19 protein-coding genes are annotated in these 19,761 nt (G+C 40.3%); 14 read left to right on the plus strand and 5 right to left on the minus strand.

Annotation, left to right across the window (positions count from 1 at the left end):
* Positions 1–121 precede the first annotated feature (121 nt).
* Both FA584_RS04060 and FA584_RS04065 read right to left on the minus strand, forming a co-directional pair.
* Positions 122–1,045 (minus strand): hypothetical protein, encoded by a 924-nt coding sequence (locus FA584_RS04060; RefSeq protein ID WP_167750295.1) that lies wholly within the window; start codon positions 1,043–1,045, stop codon positions 122–124.
* Positions 1,046–1,230: 185 nt separating this feature from the next.
* Positions 1,231–1,443: a 4Fe-4S dicluster domain-containing protein gene (locus FA584_RS04065; RefSeq protein WP_167750296.1), complete on the minus strand. Its 213-nt coding sequence runs from the start codon at positions 1,441–1,443 to the stop codon at positions 1,231–1,233.
* Between the two features lie 175 nt (positions 1,444–1,618).
* On the opposite strand from FA584_RS04065, the gene FA584_RS04070 reads away from it, so the two are divergent.
* From FA584_RS04070 to FA584_RS04085, 4 genes are all read left to right on the plus strand, one after another.
* Positions 1,619–2,752, plus strand: coding sequence for a nicotinate phosphoribosyltransferase (locus FA584_RS04070; protein WP_167750297.1), 1,134 nt, complete (start codon positions 1,619–1,621; stop codon positions 2,750–2,752).
* A 171-nt stretch (positions 2,753–2,923) separates the two neighbouring features.
* Positions 2,924–4,009 (plus strand): methyltransferase, encoded by a 1,086-nt coding sequence (locus FA584_RS04075; RefSeq protein ID WP_167750298.1) that lies wholly within the window; start codon positions 2,924–2,926, stop codon positions 4,007–4,009.
* Positions 4,010–4,170: 161 nt separating this feature from the next.
* The gene (locus FA584_RS04080) at positions 4,171–5,562 is read left to right on the plus strand and encodes an OprD family outer membrane porin (RefSeq protein WP_096046119.1); all 1,392 of its coding nucleotides are present in this window, start codon (positions 4,171–4,173) and stop codon (positions 5,560–5,562) included.
* A 317-nt stretch (positions 5,563–5,879) separates the two neighbouring features.
* Positions 5,880–8,132: a TonB-dependent receptor gene (locus FA584_RS04085; protein WP_096046120.1), complete on the plus strand. Its 2,253-nt coding sequence runs from the start codon at positions 5,880–5,882 to the stop codon at positions 8,130–8,132.
* A 140-nt stretch (positions 8,133–8,272) separates the two neighbouring features.
* On the opposite strand, the gene FA584_RS04090 is transcribed toward FA584_RS04085, so the two are convergent.
* Together FA584_RS04090 and FA584_RS04095 are read right to left on the minus strand one after the other, a co-directional pair.
* Positions 8,273–8,914, minus strand: coding sequence for an alanine--tRNA ligase-related protein (locus FA584_RS04090; RefSeq protein WP_167750299.1), 642 nt, complete (start codon positions 8,912–8,914; stop codon positions 8,273–8,275).
* Between the two features lie 114 nt (positions 8,915–9,028).
* The gene (locus FA584_RS04095) at positions 9,029–9,880 is read right to left on the minus strand and encodes a hypothetical protein (protein WP_167750974.1); all 852 of its coding nucleotides are present in this window, start codon (positions 9,878–9,880) and stop codon (positions 9,029–9,031) included.
* A 279-nt stretch (positions 9,881–10,159) separates the two neighbouring features.
* On the opposite strand from FA584_RS04095, the gene napA reads away from it, so the two are divergent.
* The 10 genes from napA (at position 10,160) to FA584_RS04145 (ending at position 19,012) form a co-directional block, all read left to right on the plus strand.
* Positions 10,160–12,949 (plus strand): nitrate reductase catalytic subunit NapA, encoded by a 2,790-nt coding sequence (gene napA / locus FA584_RS04100; RefSeq protein WP_167750301.1) that lies wholly within the window; start codon positions 10,160–10,162, stop codon positions 12,947–12,949.
* 8 nt (positions 12,950–12,957) lie between these two features.
* Positions 12,958–13,773, plus strand: a complete 816-nt coding sequence (gene napG, locus FA584_RS04105; RefSeq protein WP_087438050.1) for a ferredoxin-type protein NapG — start codon at positions 12,958–12,960, stop codon at positions 13,771–13,773.
* Positions 13,770–14,603 carry a quinol dehydrogenase ferredoxin subunit NapH gene (gene napH, locus FA584_RS04110; protein WP_096046125.1) on the plus strand — a complete coding sequence of 278 codons (834 nt, stop codon included), beginning with the start codon at positions 13,770–13,772 and terminating at the stop codon, positions 14,601–14,603. The genes napG and napH overlap by 4 nt, the downstream gene beginning before the upstream one ends.
* Positions 14,600–15,124 carry a nitrate reductase cytochrome c-type subunit gene (locus FA584_RS04115; RefSeq protein ID WP_096046126.1) on the plus strand — a complete coding sequence of 175 codons (525 nt, stop codon included), beginning with the start codon at positions 14,600–14,602 and terminating at the stop codon, positions 15,122–15,124. Before napH ends, FA584_RS04115 begins: the two co-directional genes overlap by 4 nt.
* A gap of 2 nt (positions 15,125–15,126) precedes the next feature.
* Positions 15,127–15,645 carry a ferredoxin-type protein NapF gene (locus tag FA584_RS04120; RefSeq protein WP_167750696.1) on the plus strand — a complete coding sequence of 173 codons (519 nt, stop codon included), beginning with the start codon at positions 15,127–15,129 and terminating at the stop codon, positions 15,643–15,645.
* A complete protein-coding gene (locus FA584_RS04125; RefSeq protein ID WP_087438054.1) occupies positions 15,642–16,589 on the plus strand; it encodes a WD40 repeat domain-containing protein in 948 nt (315 codons plus the stop codon). The genes FA584_RS04120 and FA584_RS04125 overlap by 4 nt, the downstream gene beginning before the upstream one ends.
* Complete coding sequence (locus FA584_RS04130) at positions 16,586–16,939, plus strand: chaperone NapD (RefSeq protein ID WP_096046130.1); 354 nt, start codon at positions 16,586–16,588, stop codon at positions 16,937–16,939. Before FA584_RS04125 ends, FA584_RS04130 begins: the two co-directional genes overlap by 4 nt.
* Before the next feature lie 9 nt (positions 16,940–16,948).
* Entirely contained in the window at positions 16,949–17,485 is a 537-nt protein-coding gene (locus FA584_RS04135; RefSeq protein ID WP_096046131.1) for a PAS domain-containing protein, read from the plus strand.
* A gap of 147 nt (positions 17,486–17,632) precedes the next feature.
* Positions 17,633–18,601, plus strand: a complete 969-nt coding sequence (locus FA584_RS04140; RefSeq protein WP_167750302.1) for an SLAC1 anion channel family protein — start codon at positions 17,633–17,635, stop codon at positions 18,599–18,601.
* A gap of 24 nt (positions 18,602–18,625) precedes the next feature.
* A complete protein-coding gene (locus FA584_RS04145; protein ID WP_087438058.1) occupies positions 18,626–19,012 on the plus strand; it encodes a DUF6858 family protein in 387 nt (128 codons plus the stop codon).
* 1 nt (position 19,013) lies between these two features.
* Here the strand turns inward: FA584_RS04145 and FA584_RS04150 are convergent, their stop codons facing one another.
* Positions 19,014–19,604 carry a DUF134 domain-containing protein gene (locus FA584_RS04150; RefSeq protein WP_167750303.1) on the minus strand — a complete coding sequence of 197 codons (591 nt, stop codon included), beginning with the start codon at positions 19,602–19,604 and terminating at the stop codon, positions 19,014–19,016.
* Between the last annotated feature and the right edge of the window lie 157 nt (positions 19,605–19,761).

Here is a 19,761-nt window from a genome sequence, read left to right on the forward strand (position 1 = left end):
TTAAAAGAAAGGAATTGGGGAAAATAGAGGGGAGAAGGTGTTTTTTAGGTTTACATGTAAAGAAAATAATTGCCTACCGCCTTGATGTTAAACTTTGAAAATTTAGCTCAAAATCCAATTTCTATTTTTCTATCTCTAACATCTCTTCGACATTAAAATCGCAATTCTCTTTTTTATAATCTCTTATTAATGGGATAGCGTAACTACCACCACTTAAAGCTTCATTGAATTTGATATAAGCTTTGATTCTCTCTTTGGTATTCATATAGGCATTGCTTAAAAATTTAAGACCTTCAACATTTGGCATTTCTATCTTTTTAACTACTTCTAAATATCCGGAACATGAACCTTCCTTCCACATTTCATCTTGTGTTTCTTGTGCTTTAGCGCTAGCAATAGGGTCTTCTAAATATTTAGGATATGATTTGGCACTTTGCATCATAAATGCTTGGATGACGGGCTTTTTATATCGGAAGTAAATTTTTCTCTCAACATCATCTCTAACGCCATTGTGATTACTGTCGATGCCCAAAAGGGTTGCGTTGTTCACTTTAGCATCAGGCTCTGGAGGAAGTCTATGTCTACTAATTTCTAGATAGACGGTAATGTTCAATGTATTGGAGAGTACCTTACCATAGCGTGCTTGAAGTGTTGTTGTTCCTTCTTTAAGAGCTTGAAGTGTGTTATTGGATATAGTAATAATCGTAGGATTTGCCACAATCCACTCTATATTTTGAGTGATGACTTGAGTGGAATTATTGCTCAAAAGGGCATTGAGTTCTAAGCTTGTTTGCGTCGACACTTTAAGTTCTAATGTCTTGGAAATCAAGGTTAAATGTTTAATTTCGGAAACACTAATATCAGCAGAGTCAGAAATAATAGTGTGAGTTGAAGCTAAATGCTCTTGTGGAATAACATCATCAGCGTAAACATTGAGACCCATGATGACCGATAGAAAACCCATGATACATCGTAATATCGTTGACCATCTTAAACGTGTAGCTTCCATTTTAGACCATATGCTCCATGCACTCTGTTGTGTCATCTTATCACCTTTTAAAAACATATTTGCGTTTTCTAAGCCGTAGTATAGCAAAATGAGATTGTGCCATGAGCGTATGAGCTGATACGTATTTTCTAAATAGAGGCAAAAAATAAAAGCAGTCAAAAGAGGGAAAAGGGGAGGTAACATTTCCCCTTTTTATTTTGTAAACGTTTTTTTCTATTTCACTATGCACCTAAAACAATACAGCCCTCTGTTGGACAGGCTTCCATACACGCTGGTGAGTCATGATGACCTACACACTCAACACATTTGTCAGCATAAACATAATACGTATCTGCACCTGTTGGATTTTCGCTATCATCTACAATAGCTTCTACAGGGCACTCATCGATACAAGCGCCACACGCGATACAAATATCGGTAATCTTCGCTGCCATAATATCTCCTTCTTTTTTTTGTTTTTTGAAAACATTTTCATGCAGCATGCTACTGTAACAGTGTAGCATGAAAATAGCCTGCTTCCCATGTAAAAAAAGAGTTAAAAAGGTCTGCTCTAAGCAATAGTATAGCAAAATGAGACTATAAAGGCAGGATGAAAAAACAAGGAGCTGTATGCAAAACAGTAATGAACTTGGTCTCACTGATGTGACCGCATGGACGGATAAATATTTTTCCAATACCAAAGCAATCATCGAACATTTTGGCGATACTGAAGTCACGTATGCCTTCTTTTTACGCCGCCCAGTGCTTTGTGCGACACGTTTAGCCACGCAGTGGATTCAAACACAAGCGACAAGTCGTGGCATCAACGTTATCATCGAAACGACGCACGAGGAGGGTGAATGGGTAGGTGCTGGTGAGCCTTTGTTTTATCTTAGTGGTTCGTTTATGCATTTAGTAGAATTAGAGACGATCATTTTACAAAAATTAGGCTCGGCATGTGTCGCTGCTTACAACGCCTATGAAATGTGTCAAATGCTTCCACATGTCTCATTTTTAGCGATGGACGCGCGTCACTGTGCAGGAACTGAGATGGCTGAGATGATGGCGTATGGGGCATCGGTGGGTTCACGTGTGGCACAACGTTTAGGTGCAGTGGGTTTTATTGGCAATGCGACCGATGCAACGGCGCATTTCTTTGGATGTGAAAAAGGCTTAGGCACGGTTCCCCACGCGCTCATCGGCTACGCAGGCTCAACGCTTCGTGCGGCTGAAATGTTTCATGAATGTTTTCCAACGGAGAACATCCCTATTTTGGCGGATTATTTCGGTCGAGAAATCACCGACACCTTAGAAGTATGCCACGCTTTTCCAAAGTTTGCACGCGATGGTAAGATCGCTGTTCGCCTCGATACGCATGGCGGACGTTTTTTAGAGGGGCTTGATACACAAGAGAGCTATCATGTTTTAGGACGGCATGTTCCTGACGCGGTGCGTGACTACCGTACGGAAGCGGAACTCCATGACTTGATCGGCACAGGCGTTTCGGCGGCAGCCATCTGGAGCATGCGAGAAACGCTTGATCATGCGGGATTTTCCAAAGTACGCATCATCGCTTCTTCAGGTTTTACGCCGCAAAAGTGTCGTTCAATGGCATGCGCAAAAGCGCCCATCGACATCATCGGAACAGGTTCATTTCTACCCGAAAAATGGAGCGAGACCAATGCAACCGCTGACATCATTGCTTATGGTGGCACACCAAAGGTTAAAGTGGGGAGGGAGTTTTTGCTCAAAAAGAGCCACTAAATTTCACTTTTTATTTTTACATGTAAAGGGAGGGCTTAACGTTTAACTATCTTTACATGTAAAAAGCTAGTAATGTCCATCCACTTTTTTTTTGTATCTCACTCATCAAAAAACCAACCCGTACCAAAGCCTTTATACACTAGACTGCATCACATTATAAAGGCATCATCCATGAATCAAGATTTACTCACTCTCCAACCCGATAAACCGCCAATTATTACCTCCGAAATCGAAGTGATACGTTTTTATCACGACACGGATGCGAAGGCTGCCGTGCAGGAGATGATCGTAGGGACGTATGTTCTTGTGGAAGAGTTTTACAGCAATGGTTTAGAAATTTTGGCTGAACTCAAACGAACGCTTTTAGTTTACTATACCGATAAAAAATTTCAAGGACAACGCGATTTTCGTAGCGCCTTTAGAGAGGCATCGCACCGTTTGTTAGTGGAAGTCAAAGGTCATAAACTAGTTGTGAAGAAGGCTCCCGTGATTGGTTGGTTGAAAGTGCTATACCCCGAAATTGCTGACTTTTATGTCTCTTTCCCTGAAGTTCAGGGGATGAATAGCGCGTGGCAGTGGTACCAAAAAGGCATTGAAGTGAAAACTTTAGGCATCACGCTTCACCCTTTTTATGGGACGTATTTTCCCACACGATTTGAGCATTTAACGCTCTTTGATAGGTGGCTTAAAAAATACATTGGTTCAAAAGAAAAAGCCATAGAAATCGGTGTAGGAAGTGGTATTTTATCGTTTCAACTCATTCAAAATGGTTTTAAAACTATCTTCGCATCCGATACCAATAAAAATGCGATTATTGGCGTGGCGCAAGAGTGCAAGCGATTGGATTATGAAGCAAATATAACCCTCAATCATGGTGATTTATTTGAAAATTGCGATGTTAAAGCGGATGTGATTGTGTTTAATCCACCGTGGTTACTGGCAAAGCATAGCTTGGAAGAGGGGCTTGATAAAGCGATTTATTATGAGAAAGAGCTCTTTCCACAGTTTTTTGAACAAGCCCAAAAACACCTTACATGTCATGGGAAAATAGTGCTTCTTTTCTCCAACCTAGCGCAAGTTATTGATGCAAAAAGTCCCCATCCCATCATCGAAGAATTACGCACTAACGGCCGCTTTAAAAAAGAGTTACACCTCAGACGAGACGTGAACGCTTCCTCAAAAAAAACAAAACGTACAGATTCAAGAGAGAATGAAAAAGTTGAGCTGTGGGTTTTAACGCCAAAAGAAATGGTGTAAAAGTGTGAGTTAATTTTTATATACTTAAAATATACTTAAATTTTTATGCTATTTCCATGCTATATATTTGATGTAATATTTTAACAGACTTCTTACATAACTTAGCATAATACTATCATGTCAGGTGATGCAAGAAGTCTAATCTGCTTTAAGGAGGAAATATGAAAATAGCTAAACTTAGCTTGGTGGCTATTGTAGTTGCGGGCCTCGCTTCTAGTTCTTTTGCGGCATCAGATACACTTGCTGACGCATTTAAAAATGGAAAAGTAACGGGTGAATTAAGAGCTTGGTACTTTGATAGGGATACAGGTTCTTCTAACCCTACGGTATCTATACCTGGCAAAGATGGGACACTTGGCAAGGGTGATGCTGACATTTTCTCTACAGGTGTTATGTTGAGTTATGTAACAGATTCATTGTATGGTTTAACTCTTGGGTTAACAATGCAGTCAAGTTATGCACCGTTTGCTGATGACGATGCAAAAAATCTTTATGCTACCGATATGTACGGTTCAGGTGCGGTACTTTCAGAAGCCTATGTAGCGTATACGATTGGTAAGACAACGGCAAAAGTGGGTCGACAATTTATTACAAGCCCCCTTGTTAACAGTTCTAGTTCACGTATGATTAAAGAAGCATTCCAAGCAGCAGTTCTTGTCAACACAGACCTTCCAAATACAACCTTAGTTGCAGGTTATTCTGACAAATTTCAAGGTAGAACATCTGATTATGACGCAAGCGTAGCTGGTGGTGAATCAGGGATTCCTAACTTTAAAAAAGAAGCGGTATTTTACGGAACCGGTAAAGCTAATAATGGATCAAATGTTTTTGGATTTGACGGAGCATACACTGCTGCTGCTATCAACACATCCATCACAAATTTGACATTAACAGGTCAATACTTATTTGTAAATGATGTTGAATTAACCAATGGTGGCGATGCCAATGTTTTCTATGCTGAGGGTAACTATGTTGTGCCTTTAAGCACTATGAAATTACTCCTTGATGCAACCTATCGAGGGTCAAGAACATCAAATGCTACATTTGATAGTTTCCATGTTGAGGGTGATATGTACCAAGGACGTGTTGGCTTTAAAGAGCTAGCAGGCTTTAATGGATCTTTTGCCTATAGTACCGTATCAAGTGGACAATCTGTTCTCCTAGGTGCAGGAAATGGCCCTACAACGTATACTGCTCCATTGATCAAAGGTGCTGAAGTAACTTCAGGTGCTAACACAGATGCTTACAAAGTTGAAGTGGGTTATGATTTTACAAAAGTTGGTGTTACGGGTCTTAAAGTCTTAGGACAATATGTCAAAATCAATCAAGATGCTTCATCTGTCGCTGTAGGTTATATCTTGAATCATGCAGAGAGTGATACGAAAACTAAATACTGGGAAGGACAAATTGCTTATGACATCCCTTCACTTAAAGGTTTAACGCTATCTCTTGAGTATGAAAATGCTACAAAAGATGTTGCCGCATTGGGTGCGACAGCTGCTAGTTCAACAGACTTTAATGAGATGAGATTTAGAGCTAACTACAAATTCTAATTGAAACTCCGTCTCTTTTGAGGCGGAGTTTTCCCCTCAATTTCTCTAAACAGGGGATATTCCTTTTATTAAGTATATGAATATTTTATAAATTATTTAAATTTTAAGTTATAATCATTATAATGTATTCATTATATAAAATTTTATACAATGAATACATTATACAAATTTTTTCGTTGCACATTGATGGCGTATGAATATTTTTTAAAGCCTCTGCTGGATGTTATGATTTATTAATACTAAAGAATTCATAAAATATTTTAATCAGATATATCGTTATATATATAAAAATACTACAACTTAAAAGAGGGGCAGGGATGAATGTAACAGGGAAAAGAACATTAGTGTTTAGTCTTATTGCACTATGCAATTTGTATGGGCAAGATTCTTATCAATTAGAAGAGGTTATTGCAACGGGGAAAACAGGGAGTGCCACAGCTTTTGAAACGGGTGGCAAAGAAAATGTTAATTCGCAAGGATACAATAAAGACGCCATTGATCTTTACAGTGGTCCTATAGGCATTTCAGCTCTCAAAGTCGTAGGTATGTCGCCTTCAGTCGATTATCAACCTGCGGAGGTTTTTGGTTCCAACGAAACATCGTTCCACGATCCTTTGCGTATCAGGGGTAAAAATCAGTCAGGACCGGGCGGTGTTTACATGTTAGAATCACTCCCCATCAGCGGCAATCCAGGTGGTGGAAAAACCATGTTTGATATGGAAAATATCTCATGGATTGATCTTTATAAAGGGTATATGCCTGCGGATAAAAGCCTTGGTTTTTCCAACCTGATCGGAAAAGTCGATATGATTGTCGATCGACCCAAAAAAGAGATGGAAACAACGGTATCACAAACGGTGGGCTCAGACAATGCCCTCAGAACTTTTTTACGTTTTGATACAGGACAAATGGGCGATGTCTCAGCGTTTGGATCGGTTTCTAAAACCAGCGGCGATAAATGGAAAGGCGAAGGTGATTTGGATCGCACCAACGTGATGTTAGGCATGACCTACAAACCAAATGATAACTTTAAAAGTGAACTATTTTATGCTCACAGCGAAGACGATCATCACAATTATTATGGGCTTTCCTATACTGAAGCAAAAGATTTGGACGCGAATTATAAAAAAGATTGGAATACGGCGTATCCTACAACAAAGAATGCTAATTATTATGATTGGAATAAGCAATCTTTTACCGATGACGTCGTCACGGCAAACCTAGAATACCGCTTTGCAAATGACTCTGTTTTGAGTTTTAAACCGTACTATTCAAAAGACAAAGGCGAATATTGGTTCACCAATATGCCAGCAACTCCAGCAACATCGCCCGTGACCCAATGGCTCATTGATCATGACAGGTATGGTGCCGTATTGGCCTACGAGATACCGATCATTGAAGAAATGGCGATGAAGATCGGCTATTGGTATGGAGAGCAAGATTTACCAGGACCTCCAACGAGTCGAAGAATGTACACGGTCAGCAATACGGGGCAATTAACATACAATGGCTGGAACATGTTAGCCGAAGAGGCAACGCATAAGTTTAGCTCTCCATTTGTACAATTTAGTGGTGACATTAAAGATTTTAGCTATGCGTTTGGCATACGATACCTTGACTTTAAACTCGCAGGAATTAACAGTCACACGGCAGGTGCAAATAGTGCTTCTATAAGCTCTGATTACGATACGGCACTCAGTCAAGTTGCGCTTGATCCGTGGTCAAGTGTCGCCTCTAAAACCTTTACCGAATGGTTACCCAGTGCCTATTTAGGATATAAAGTAACATCCAATACGGAAGTCTATTTTGATTACGGTCGAAGCTATGGTTACGATGTTAATCTTTTTCCAACGTACCTCTCCAATCGAGCAACTTATGTGAGTAAAGGTGTCACCCTTCAGAAACTATGGGATAAGCAAAACCTAGAGATTTCCGATAATTACGATGTCGGTCTAAAGTACAGAGTTGGAAGCATTGTTTTGTCACCAAATCTTTTTTATACCAAAGTATCGGGTAAACAAGCCACCATTTATGATACCCAATACGGCATCAATTATCCTACCAACAACCTTGATGCCGAAAGTTACGGTGCTGAGTTTGCCATTAGTGGTGCAGCCACTGAGTCTATAGATTTTCTTGCCAGTGCTTTTTACAATCGCTACTACTATACAGAGAACTTTCAAACCAGTGCGCTAGCAACAACGTCGACAAAAAACAATCAAGTTCCTGATGCTCCGATGCAAGGGCTTAAAGGTTCTATGACATATAAAATAGGTAGCTTTAAATTCACACCTATTGTTCGCTATACGGCTAGTAGGTACGGTAATGTGGAGCATACGCAAGAAATTCCTTCGTTTACGACAGTGGATTTTAATGTTGATTATAAATTGCCTAAAATCCAAAGCATTAAAGAGAGTAATATGCAGTTAAGTTTTGTCAATCTTTTGGATAAACACTATATTGCTTCCATCATTACACCTGATAATGCGCTTGCAGCGGATACAACACAACCAACCTATTTGGCGGGCATGCCATTTGGTGTCTACTTGACGCTCAATATGAAATTTTAAGTCAGCACTTTTTCAAAAGTTTTGCCCATGCTTACGTATGGGCAAAACCTGAATGCTCTGCTTTAGAACTCGTGGATTTCTACATCCCCGCAGTCTCACAAAAAACGTACCAATTCTTTTTTACATGTAAATACAAATAGCTATTGGTTTACATAAATTTCAATGCGTTCTTTGCCTTTGCCGATGTTCTTTCGTTTTAAGCAGAGTCGCCCCACTTCACCTGTGTGTTTCAGGTGCGTGCCACCGCAAGGAACCTGTGCGAAACCGTCGATTTCCCAGTAACGTCTTTGGTTTGCAAGATCGCTGTAGTCGCTTTTAATGGGTAAGTTTTTATTGATTAATTCTGTTGCTTTGTGAAGAAGGAGGGGAAACAGGTTGCTAATGTTTTCCTGCCAAAAAAAATCAATGCGGGCTTTATCTTGGGCGATGTGCGCGCCGATTTTTTCCACCGAACCTAGTTCTTGATAAAGTAATTCCAAGATTAATTCTGCAGCAAAATGGTGTTGCATCAGGCTATAACGTCTTTGCCAGTCGATCTTGACTGCTACTTCTTGCCCCACGTGAAGATCATGTTCGCTCGCTAGAGTGTAACGTATATTGGTACCTTCTTTGGTTGCTTCTAAGACTTCAACGCCACCAATGGTTCCAAAATCACTCTCTTGACCGCCTGAAAATGCGTAAAAAATGGTTTGGTCTAAGTAAATACCATCACCCTCAACCGATGCAATTTTTGCTTGAATTTCGCTCGAGTAAGGATCATCCCAAAAAAGTTTATCTAACATAACGTTCTCCATGGTTTAATGCATGAATATTATATAGAAAATTGAAAGGAAAAAACTGAACTTTTATGCTTACATGTAAAGAAAAAATAACCTGTTCTCTTTATGTGTATTTACTTAATCTAACATAATAGAGAGAGAATTATGACCTGTAAAATCTCTAATTACAAATGAACTTATACATTGTGCCAAAACATATCCATTCCATAACTCCAAGAAAGTCAAAGTTTGTTCTTCATATCTGGCTTCAATATTTGGTAAATTTTTTAATCTATTGCGAAGTAAATCAAGGCTTTTATTACCAGATATTTTAATTGTTTCATCAAATGGTTTAAAAAGATTGTGGTTAAACTTTTTAGCTTCTTTTTCAGTTAATCCTCGTTTTAATGCAATATATGCTTTTAAACTTGTTTCTACAGCCGCCCTACAATTCAGTATAGCTCTCTTTTGGACGGGGAGGCTTAGAAGGTTGTTGGTTGCAGATCGTAATTCTTCATTTGCCGAAAGTAAAAGACTTTTTCCAAATGAATCTATATCAGTTTTTTGACGAAGTTCTGAGAAGCCCATCGCATAGTCAATGCAATCTGACCAAAATGCAACATAATCCAATTTTTGTTTTTCATTCTTTAAAATTTTTTCTTTGTCAATATCAGATATATCTTTCAAGCTATCAAGTGAATTTAGTTTTACTGTTCCAAAAAAAACAGGAATTGAAAGTTCCCAAAATTGTGCATCATAATAATATGCAGAAGTATAGAGACTTCCTATACTATGGGCACCTTCTTTTGCTCTTTTTTCAAACCATTCAAAAATATATTTTGCAAAGTTTGATGACAGATTAACTGGCTGATTAAACTCTGTGGAATATCTAGAAATAAACTCGAATGGTCTTCTTTTATGTTCAATATGCTTTTGCTTAAATTCTTCATTAAATGTTTCCAAATATCTTTCAAGGTCTTTATGTGGCAATTTTAATTCCTTTCCATAATTGTTCATCTATATTTGCTAGCTAACTATATTGTTCATAGAACATTATATACTACAGTACTTGATAAAGGATACGAGCTATTTTTCTCTTGTCTCAACTTCGCTCACTCTCTCCAAAAAACTCCATCAATACACTTTTACATGTAAACCCCAAATCCCCACAAAATTAAATTCACCAAACTAAAGTATTGACTTAAGTCATAGATTGTCTTTTTGCTTAGTGATAGAATGACCTCGTAACTCAAATCAGGAGGTTTCAACATGTCGCTTTCAAGAAGAGACTTTTTAAAAACATCTGCCGCTGTGAGCGCTGCTGCTGCGGTGGGCATTAGCGTGCCTTCCGAGCTTAAGGCCGCAGGGGAACACGCCGAAAAAGATTGGCGTTGGGACAAATCTGTGTGTCGATTCTGTGGTACCGGTTGTGGTATTATGGTGGCGACCAAAGAGGGTAAAATTGTCGCGGTCAAAGGTGATCCAGCGGCTCCCGTCAACCGTGGACTTAACTGTATCAAGGGCTATTTTAATGCCAAAATCATGTACGGTGCGGATCGTCTTAAAGAACCACTTTTACGCATGAACGACAAAGGTGAATTTGACAAACACGGTCAATTCAAACCTGTCTCATGGAAACGTGCGTTTGACGAGATGGAAAAACACATGAAAGCCGCGATGAAAGCGGGCGGTCCTGAAGCGATCGGCGTGTTTGGTTCCGGTCAATACACGATTCATGAAGGTTATGTCGCCGCAAAATTGATGAAAGCGGGCTTTCGCTCCAATGCCATCGATCCTAATGCGCGTCACTGTATGGCTTCAGCCGTTGTTGGCTTTATGCAAACCTTTGGTATCGATGAGCCGGCAGGCTGTTACGATGACATTGAACTGACCGATACCATTGTTACTTGGGGTGCCAACATGGCGGAGATGCATCCGATTTTATGGTCAAGGGTGAGTGATCGAAAACTGACCTCTCCCGATAAAGTCAAAGTGGTGAACCTCTCTACGTATACGCACCGTTGTTCTGACCTTGCGGACACGGAGATTATCTTCTCTCCAAGTACCGATCTTGCGATTTGGAACTACATTGCACGTGAGATTGTTTACAATCATCCAGAAGCGATTGATTGGGATTTTGTGAAGAAAAATACCATTTTTGCAACCGGTTTTTCGAATATCGGTTATGGTATGCGAACGGAAGCTGAGGCTAAAAAATTAGGCTACTCCGATAAAGAACTTGAGATTATTAAAAAAGAAGAAGCGAAAGTTATCTCTGCAAAAGAAGCTCCAGGCCTTGCACACTTAGGTGTTAAAGCGGGCGATACCATGAAAATGGATAAAGCAGATGCTGCGATGCTTCACTGGGAAATTAGCTTTGAAGATTTTAAAAAAGGTTTAGAGCCTTATACTCTTGATTATGTTGCAAAAATTGCTAAAGGCAATCCTGATGAGACCATCGAGAGCTTTAAAGCAAAACTGCAAACACTTGTAAGCCTTTACATTGAAAAAGAGCGTAAAGTTGTCAGCTTCTGGACAATGGGCTTTAACCAACACCAACGAGGTACATGGGTAAATGAACAAGCGTATATGGTTCACTTTCTCCTTGGCAAACAAGCCAAACCCGGTTCTGGAGCATTTTCTTTGACAGGACAACCGAGTGCGTGTGGAACAGCGCGTGAAGTGGGTACCTTTACACACCGTTTACCTGCCGATATGGATGTTTCGATTCCTGCACACAGAGCCGTGAGTGAGAAAATATGGAAATTACCAGAGGGCACACTCAATCCAATGGGTTACCAACATATTATGAATATCCACAGACAAATTGAGAGTGGAAAAATCAAATTTGCATGGGTCAATGTCTGTAATCCTTACCAAGACACAGCGAACGCTGAACACTGGATCAAAGCGGCTCGTAAAGCTGACAACTTTATCGTCTGTTCTGACGCGTATCCAGGAATTTCTGCCAAAGTGTCTGATCTGATCTTACCTTCTGCGATGATTTATGAGAAATGGGGCGGATACGGTAACGCTGAGCGAAGAACACAACAATGGAAACAACAAGTCATCCCCGTTGGCGATGCGATGAGTGATACATGGCAATGGGTTGAGCTTTCAAAACGCTTTACGATTGCAGATGTTTGGGGTGAACAACCAATCAAGGGTGGCAAATTACCAAACGTTATCGAAGCGGCAAAAGCGATGGGCTACAAAGAGACCGATACTTTGTATGACGTTTTGTTTGCTAATGAATTTTTCAAATCATTTAAAGCACAAGACCCTATTGGTGAAGGCTTTGATAACACCGAAGTCAACGGCGATAAACGTGGTGTCATGGGCAGTGATGGTAAAGAGTGGAAAGGGTATGGCTTCTTCTTGCAAAAAGCGATTTGGGAAGAGTACCGCAAGTTTGGGGCTGGTCATGGACATGACTTGGCTGACTTTGACACCTACCACAAAGTAAGAGGACTTAAATGGCCTGTTGTCGATGGTAAAGAGACACAATGGAGATTTAACGCTAAGTATGATCCGTATGCTGCAAAAGAAAACAATGGTGAGTTCGCATTTTATGGAACATTTGCAAAAGCGATCAAAAAAGGCAACTTACTCAAACCAACCACCGAAGAGACATACCCGCTTAAAAATAAAGCGAAAATTTTCTTTAGACCGTATATGGATCCATGCGAAATGCCAGATGCGCAGTATGATACATGGTTGTGTACAGGGCGTGTGCTAGAGCACTGGCATAGTGGTACGATGACGATGAGGGTTCCTGAGCTTTACCGTGCTGTTCCTGAGGCACTTTGTTATATGCACCCAGAAGATGCAAAAGCGAAAGGCTTTATCCAAGGCGAATTGATTTGGATAGAGAGTCGTCGTGGATCATGTAAAGCGCGTGTGGAAACCAGGGGACGTAATCGAACACCACGTGGGCTTGTATTTGTTCCTTGGTTTGATGAGAAAGTTTTCATCAACAAAGTATGTCTTGATGCAACATGTCCTCTTTCTAAACAGACGGACTATAAAAAGTGTGCGGTCAAACTTTATAAAGCATAAGTAATAAAATGGAAACAACAGATAAAATCGCAATCTCAGACCGCCGTAAATTCCTCGCTTTGATGGCTCAAAGTGGTGGATTCATGGCGTTGGGTGGCATGGTTTGGACAGGGTATTTGGAAGAGGCAAAAAGCGCTCCGTTGGTTTTACGACCACCTGCTGCAGTCTTGGAAAAGGACTTTATGCGCTTGTGCATCAAGTGTGGGCAGTGTGTTGTCGCATGTCCTTACCATACGCTTAGCCTTGCCAAACCAGGTGACACAAAGCCGTTGGGAACACCGTTTTTTATTCCTCGTGAAGTACCGTGTCACATGTGTACGGATATACCGTGTGTACCTGTCTGTCCCACGGGAGCATTGGATGAGAAGAGTGTTTCTAAAATCACTGAAGGTGTCTTTGAACTTGACATCACCAAAGCGCGCATGGGACTTGCCGTCGTTGATGTCCAGTCCTGCATCGCATTTTGGGGAATTCAGTGTGACGCGTGTTACCGAGCATGTCCTATTATGGACAGTGCGATTAAGTTAGAGTATAGACGCAATGAGCGAACAGGCAAACATGCCTATTTGACACCGATAGTCAACAGTCTTACCTGTACGGGATGTGGTTTGTGCGAGAGAGCCTGTGTCACTGAAAAAGCAGCAATCCATGTGTTGCCTTTGGAAATCGCCACAGGAAATATCGGCTCACACTATATTAAAGGCTGGGAGCAGGGGGATGAGCAACGCTTAGAAAAAGCGAGTGGTGATGTTACAACGCATACCAAACGTAGCGAGAAGTCTGCGACAGACTACTTGAATTCGAATGAGGAGATGTTCAAATGAGAGAATGGATCAGAAGCCACCGTTTTATGATGGCACGACGCTTCACTCAACTGAGCATTCTTGGTTTGTTTGTGGCTGCCAATGGTTATGGGTTTAGGCTACTCAATGGTGATTTAAGCGCCTCTTTGGTGATGAAAAAACTTCCTTTAGCCGATCCTTTTGCCTTATTGCAGATATTAGCGACGGGTGCGATTGTAGGCATAGATGTACTTACGGGTGCAGCTTTGATCCTACTGTTTTACATGGTTGTCGGTGGGCGCGCATTTTGTTCATGGGTTTGTCCTCTCAATATGGTAACCGATGCTGCAAATGGAACACGAAGAGTCCTTCTTTTGGATAAAACCGTTGAAAAGAAGGTGTGGATGAGTCGTAATGTAAGGTATTGGGTGTTGGCTCTTAGCCTTATATTATCGTTCATGACAGGCGTGGCTGCATTTGAAATGGTCAGTCCTATTGGGATTTTAAATCGGGGTATCATCTTTGGGATGGGCATGAGCGTGGCTCCTATACTTTGCATTTATCTGTTTGATCTTTTTGCCGTAAAAAATGGCTGGTGCGGACACATTTGCCCTTTGGGCGGGTTTTACTCTCTTGTTGGGCGTTTAAGTCTGGTACGTATTAAACACGACCACACGAAGTGTACTTTGTGCATGAAGTGTAAAGAGATTTGTCCTGAGAAGCAGGTTCTTGGCATTATCTCCAAAAGGAGCGGTGCCATAACTTCAGGAGAGTGTACCAATTGTGGACGATGTGTTGAAGTGTGTGAGAGTGATGCACTCTCTTTTGGTGTGCGGAATTACATTAACACAAATGTAGGAGAAAAAGAATGACTAGTATAAAAACGTTGATAATAGGTTCTTTGATAAGTATTATTGTGGCAAGCGGATGTGCGGTGTCACAATCATACAATGAAGAAGATTTAGGGCTTAGAAAGGTGGATCTCTACAGCGAAAAAACCGTTGTGGGTGAGCCAACATCATACTCAACAGTGTCTGCTGGTGAGTCAAAAACGATTCAAAGGTCGTTTGAAAATGCACCTCCGTTGATTCCACATGATGTGGAAGGAATGCTCGATATGACGAAAGAGAACAATGCGTGTACGGGTTGCCACATGCCTGAAGTTGCTGAGGCAGTGAAAGCGACTCCGATTCCGAAGTCTCACTTTTTCGATATGAGAACGCAAAAAGTGCTTACAGAGATGAGTTCTGCACGCTATAACTGTTCAGCATGTCATGTGCCTCAATCTGCCAACGAGCCTTTGGTTCAAAATAATTTTAAACCAGACTATCGTAAAGAGAGTGAGAAAAGTCGTTCAAACCTCATTGATAACCTTAATGAAGGTGTGAAGTAGCCATGACAAATGGTAGCAGAAGAGGGGTTTTTACCTCTCTTTTTGGTAACAAAAAGGCGCAAAAAAATCAAAATGAGTTGTGTGTGCGCCCTCCTTACCATCATGTGGGGTATGACTTTTTGGATCATTGCGTTACATGTAAAGATACGCCTTGCATGAATGCGTGTGAAGAAAAGATTATCGTCCTCTCTGCTGCCACCCATATCCCTTACTTAGACTTTACCAAAGGTGGATGTACCTTTTGTGAAGCGTGCGCAAGGGCGTGCCCAAGTGGTGTTTTAAGTCTTACATGTAACGATGAAAAAGATTTACATGTAAAAGCGAAGATTGATATAATAGCCTGTATGGCATGGCATCAAAGTCTGTGCAATAGCTGTTTGGATGCGTGTGAACCTAGAGCCATTCAATTTTTAGGGCTTTGGAAACCGCAAATAGAGATGGATGTCTGTAATGGATGTGGCATGTGCGTCGGTATCTGCCCCAGTAGTGCGATTATAATCCAAGAGGAGAAAAAGACATGAAATTATTTCTGTTTCTAAATCTCTTGACAAGTGTGCTGTTAAGTGCAGCGTTAGTACCAGAACGAACAATAGAAACTGCTGGAACGGTGCAGCACATAGCTTTGGTTGAGGGAAAGATCATCGCAGGAACAAGCGCAGGAACTCTTGAGGTGTATCAACTGAGTGATGCGACCAAACTTTCTCAAACCAAATTTCCGAATATAAAAGATTTTACTGGCGATGAAGTTGCTCCTAAAGTTTTTTCAGTTGATATGCTAGGCAACACGCTTCTTGCTGTCGTTCAAGCCAGTAACGGTGCGCGTGAGTTATACCTTATAGAAGAGGGTAAGCCTAAAGTGCTCATAGACGCTACGGCTAATCTTTTCATCTCCAAAGCACAATTTGTCGATAAAAAGCACATTTTGGTGGCACTTCTCAGTAATGAGATTTTTTTGTGGGACATTCAAACGAAAAAAGAGATTTACCGCATTCAACCTTCCTCTTCACACTTTAGCGATTTTGCATTGAATGAAACAAAAAGTAGGGTTGCAAGTGCATGTGAGTCGGGTGAAATCACTCTCTTTGATGTTTTAAGTGGCAAAATCACTCAAGTGCTCAAAGGCGGTAATGTGGACAATGTTTATACTGTGGATTTTAAAAAAGATAAAGTGCTCTGTGCGGGTCAAGACAGACGTGGCATTGTTTACACTCTTCAAAATAGCACGTATGAACGATTTGATGGCTCGTTTCTCATCTATGCGGGAGCACTGAGTCCTAGCGTAACGTTGGGTGCGTTTGCCTTTAATGAACAGAATGATATTGTTGTGTTTGATCTTGCCACAAAAGCGAAAGTTCATACGCTTAAAGGGCAAAAAAGTACGCTCAATACCATCATCTTTGCGACGGAGAAAGAGCTTGTCAGTAGCAGTGACGATCAATTTATTATGATTTGGAGAATCCCATGAATATTTCAAGTATTGTGATACAAACGAAGCCTTTACATGTAAAAGAGATTATTGCGATTTGTGAGGCGAGTGATTTTTGTGACTACCATTTTCATGACGAGCAAACTGGCAAAATTATTGTCACGATTGAGGGTGCAGACCTTGACGAAGAGATGGCGAAAATGAAAAAAATTGAGCAGATTCCTCATGTCATTTGCGCTGATATGATGATGGCTTACAGTGAAGATGAGCTCGACGCGGAAAGAGAAAAGCTAGCGCAATCCCCTAGTGTACCAGATATTCTCAACGATGAAACGGTTGCCCTCAAAGATATTGTCTATAAGGGTGATTTGAAAAAGAAAATCAACTAAGGAAGGGTTATGCAAACGACGTATCAGATGTTTATTGAAACTATTGTGCCAAGTGATGAGCTTATTGTCTCTCGTACCGATTTGCATGGAAACATAACCTACGCCAATGAAACGTTTGCCCATATTTCGGGCTATGAGATTGATGAACTCATTGGAAAGCCCCATAACATCGTTCGTCATCCCGATATGCCTCATTCCGTTTTCAGGACACTCTGGCAGACTTTGAAGCAAGAGCAGATGTGGAAAGGGTATGTCAAAAATCTGCGAAAAGATGGCGGTTACTACTGGGTTTACGCCGAAATTTCGGGTGTCTATAAAGATGGCGTATTGGTTGAATACAAATCATTGCGAGCACCTATAGAAGAAGAGACGAAAATTAAGATGCAGCGCGAATATGATGAAAAATGTGAAAAAGAAGAGGGAAAAAGCCGAGTTGTTGTCTATTTGAAAAGCGATATTGTTCATAAAGTTGAAACACTTGCACGTGAAAAAGCCTGTTTAGGCGATACGATCATGAATGACATTTTAAGCGATTCCCTCTTTTAATTCCTCCCTCTGGGTTGAAGTTGACCCTTCAATCCTCCCCATGATTTCATTAAGACTAAATCCTAGCCATTTTTATTTATGATTTTATAATTAATAAAAGTATATTCTTATAATTATATTTAGTATAAATTATAATTAGGAGTGTCAATGGATGAGGTTCTTACGTGCGAGAACAGTAGAGTAAAATTTTTCCCTATCATGATGTATGCGATGGTTATGGGAATGAGTGGTTTAACGATTATGTACCAAAAAGCTGCCCTTTGGTTAGGCTTTACGGATATGATTGGTCATCTCTTAATGATGGTTTCAACCACATTATTTGTTGTTATTTCTCTCATCTATCTTAGTAAATACATCAAATATGCACCCATGGTAAAAAAAGAGTTTTCACACCCCATTAGACTCAATTTTTTTGCAGCGATTTCGATTTCTATGTTAATGCTAGCGATTATTTATAAAGAGGTCAATGTCAATGTCGCTTCCATGTTTTGGTATGCAGGAACGGTTTTGCATTTTTACCTTACCATGTACACGATCTCTTTTTGGATCAATAATAATCAAGAACTAGACCACTCTAATCCTGCATGGTTTATTCCTGTGGTGGGCAATGTCCTTGTTCCTGTGGGCGGTGTAGGGTTTGCAAGCCAAGGGGTTCTGATGTACTTTTTTAGCTGTGGTATCTTTTTTTGGGTAATTCTGTTTGCTATTTTGCTCAATCGTATTATTTTTCACCATCAATTAGCCGTAAAGTTTATGCCAACGATGTTTATTCTTATCGCTCCACCCGCGGTTGGCTTTCTGGCATACTACAAAATGTACGGTGTGATTGATGTTTTTGCCACGATGTTGTTCAATCTTGCCCTTTTCTTTACGCTTTTGGTCGCTTTTATGTACAAAAATTTCATTAAAATCAAATTTTTCATCTCTTGGTGGGCCTTTGTTTTTCCCCTTGCAGCTATGAGTATCAGCGCGATGTTAATGTATCATGAAACTAAAGATGTTATACTTTTATCACTCTCGTATGTGATGGTTGGTGTGACAACAATGGTCATCTCTGTTGTGATGTATCAAACGGTATCGCATGTGCTCAAAGGTGAAATCTGCGTACAAGAGTAAACAACACTTTACAAGGAAAATTAGATGGAAAAAACACTTTTTTTAGATCAATATCCTATTCATTCACTAACCCTGAAGAAAGAAGGATTTCGTTATCAGCATATGTCTCAAATCGTTGATTATTTTAAAGAGAAGATCAACGCTGATCCTGTGGCGCACTTTATCGCAATTTTTGACCATTATGCCCATACAAAAGCACTGGGTGGAGAGATGATGGAAGGGCTCAAAGATGTTCAAAATGTTATTTTTTGTTTTGGAAAAACTATCCAAAATACCAAAATCGTAGCAGTCCGTCCACGAAGTATCGGAATCTGTGAGTTTGAAGATCGCTTTGTGATTGAATTTATGGAAGCACCCAAAGAGGAGATTCATACGATTATGCAACTGTGGATAAAAGCCTTGGTAGCTTAAACTACCAAAGTGCCGTAATCTCTTCGTCTGTAATTTCTTCTTTTAAAAGCACGGGTATTCCTTTTGTGGAAAGCATGCTTTTAAATCCTTGCCCAATGGTTCCCGTGACAAATACATTGACACGTTGATTGACAAAAAGCTCTGTTAAGACTAAAGGGGGTTTCATCTGGTTAGATGTCAGAGGATTTGGAATCATCTGGTGCTCACTAATGTGGTGATTTTCAAGTGTAAAAAAATGAATATATCTACTTTTAGGGCTCAAAGAGCTATAAGGGGAGGTTTCATTTTCACTGCAGAGTGCAACCACATAACGCTCTTTCGTATTTTCCAGATGTAACGTATGTCCACCCAGTAGTGCTAAAGCCACCTTATTTCGAGCAGATTTAATAATACGTGCAAACGTAGGGCGAGAAACTTCCATCTTTGCTGCAGCCTCTTCTTGATACAACTCCAATAAATCCATAAGATAAAGCGCTTCCACCTCTTCGGATAAAAGTGTGATCGTCTCTTGATGTGTTTGAAATTCACGAGGGTTAAATTGGCAACACGGCGGTCTGAATGAAGTAAACCGTTTGCATTTTTGCCGTGGCATAATTCTCCTTTACATGTATAGACTTTTTGCATAACCCATTGAAAAAAGAGTATCGCTTATAGCACATCACTTTTTAAAACTAAAAACATCGCTGAAGCTAAAGGCTATGACTCAATTTTGAGTTTTAAAAATTAACGCACTCTCAGCAAACTCTTTA

Origin of the sequence: Sulfurospirillum diekertiae, assembly GCF_011769985.2 — a bacterium.
Classification (GTDB): domain Bacteria; phylum Campylobacterota; class Campylobacteria; order Campylobacterales; family Sulfurospirillaceae; genus Sulfurospirillum; species Sulfurospirillum diekertiae.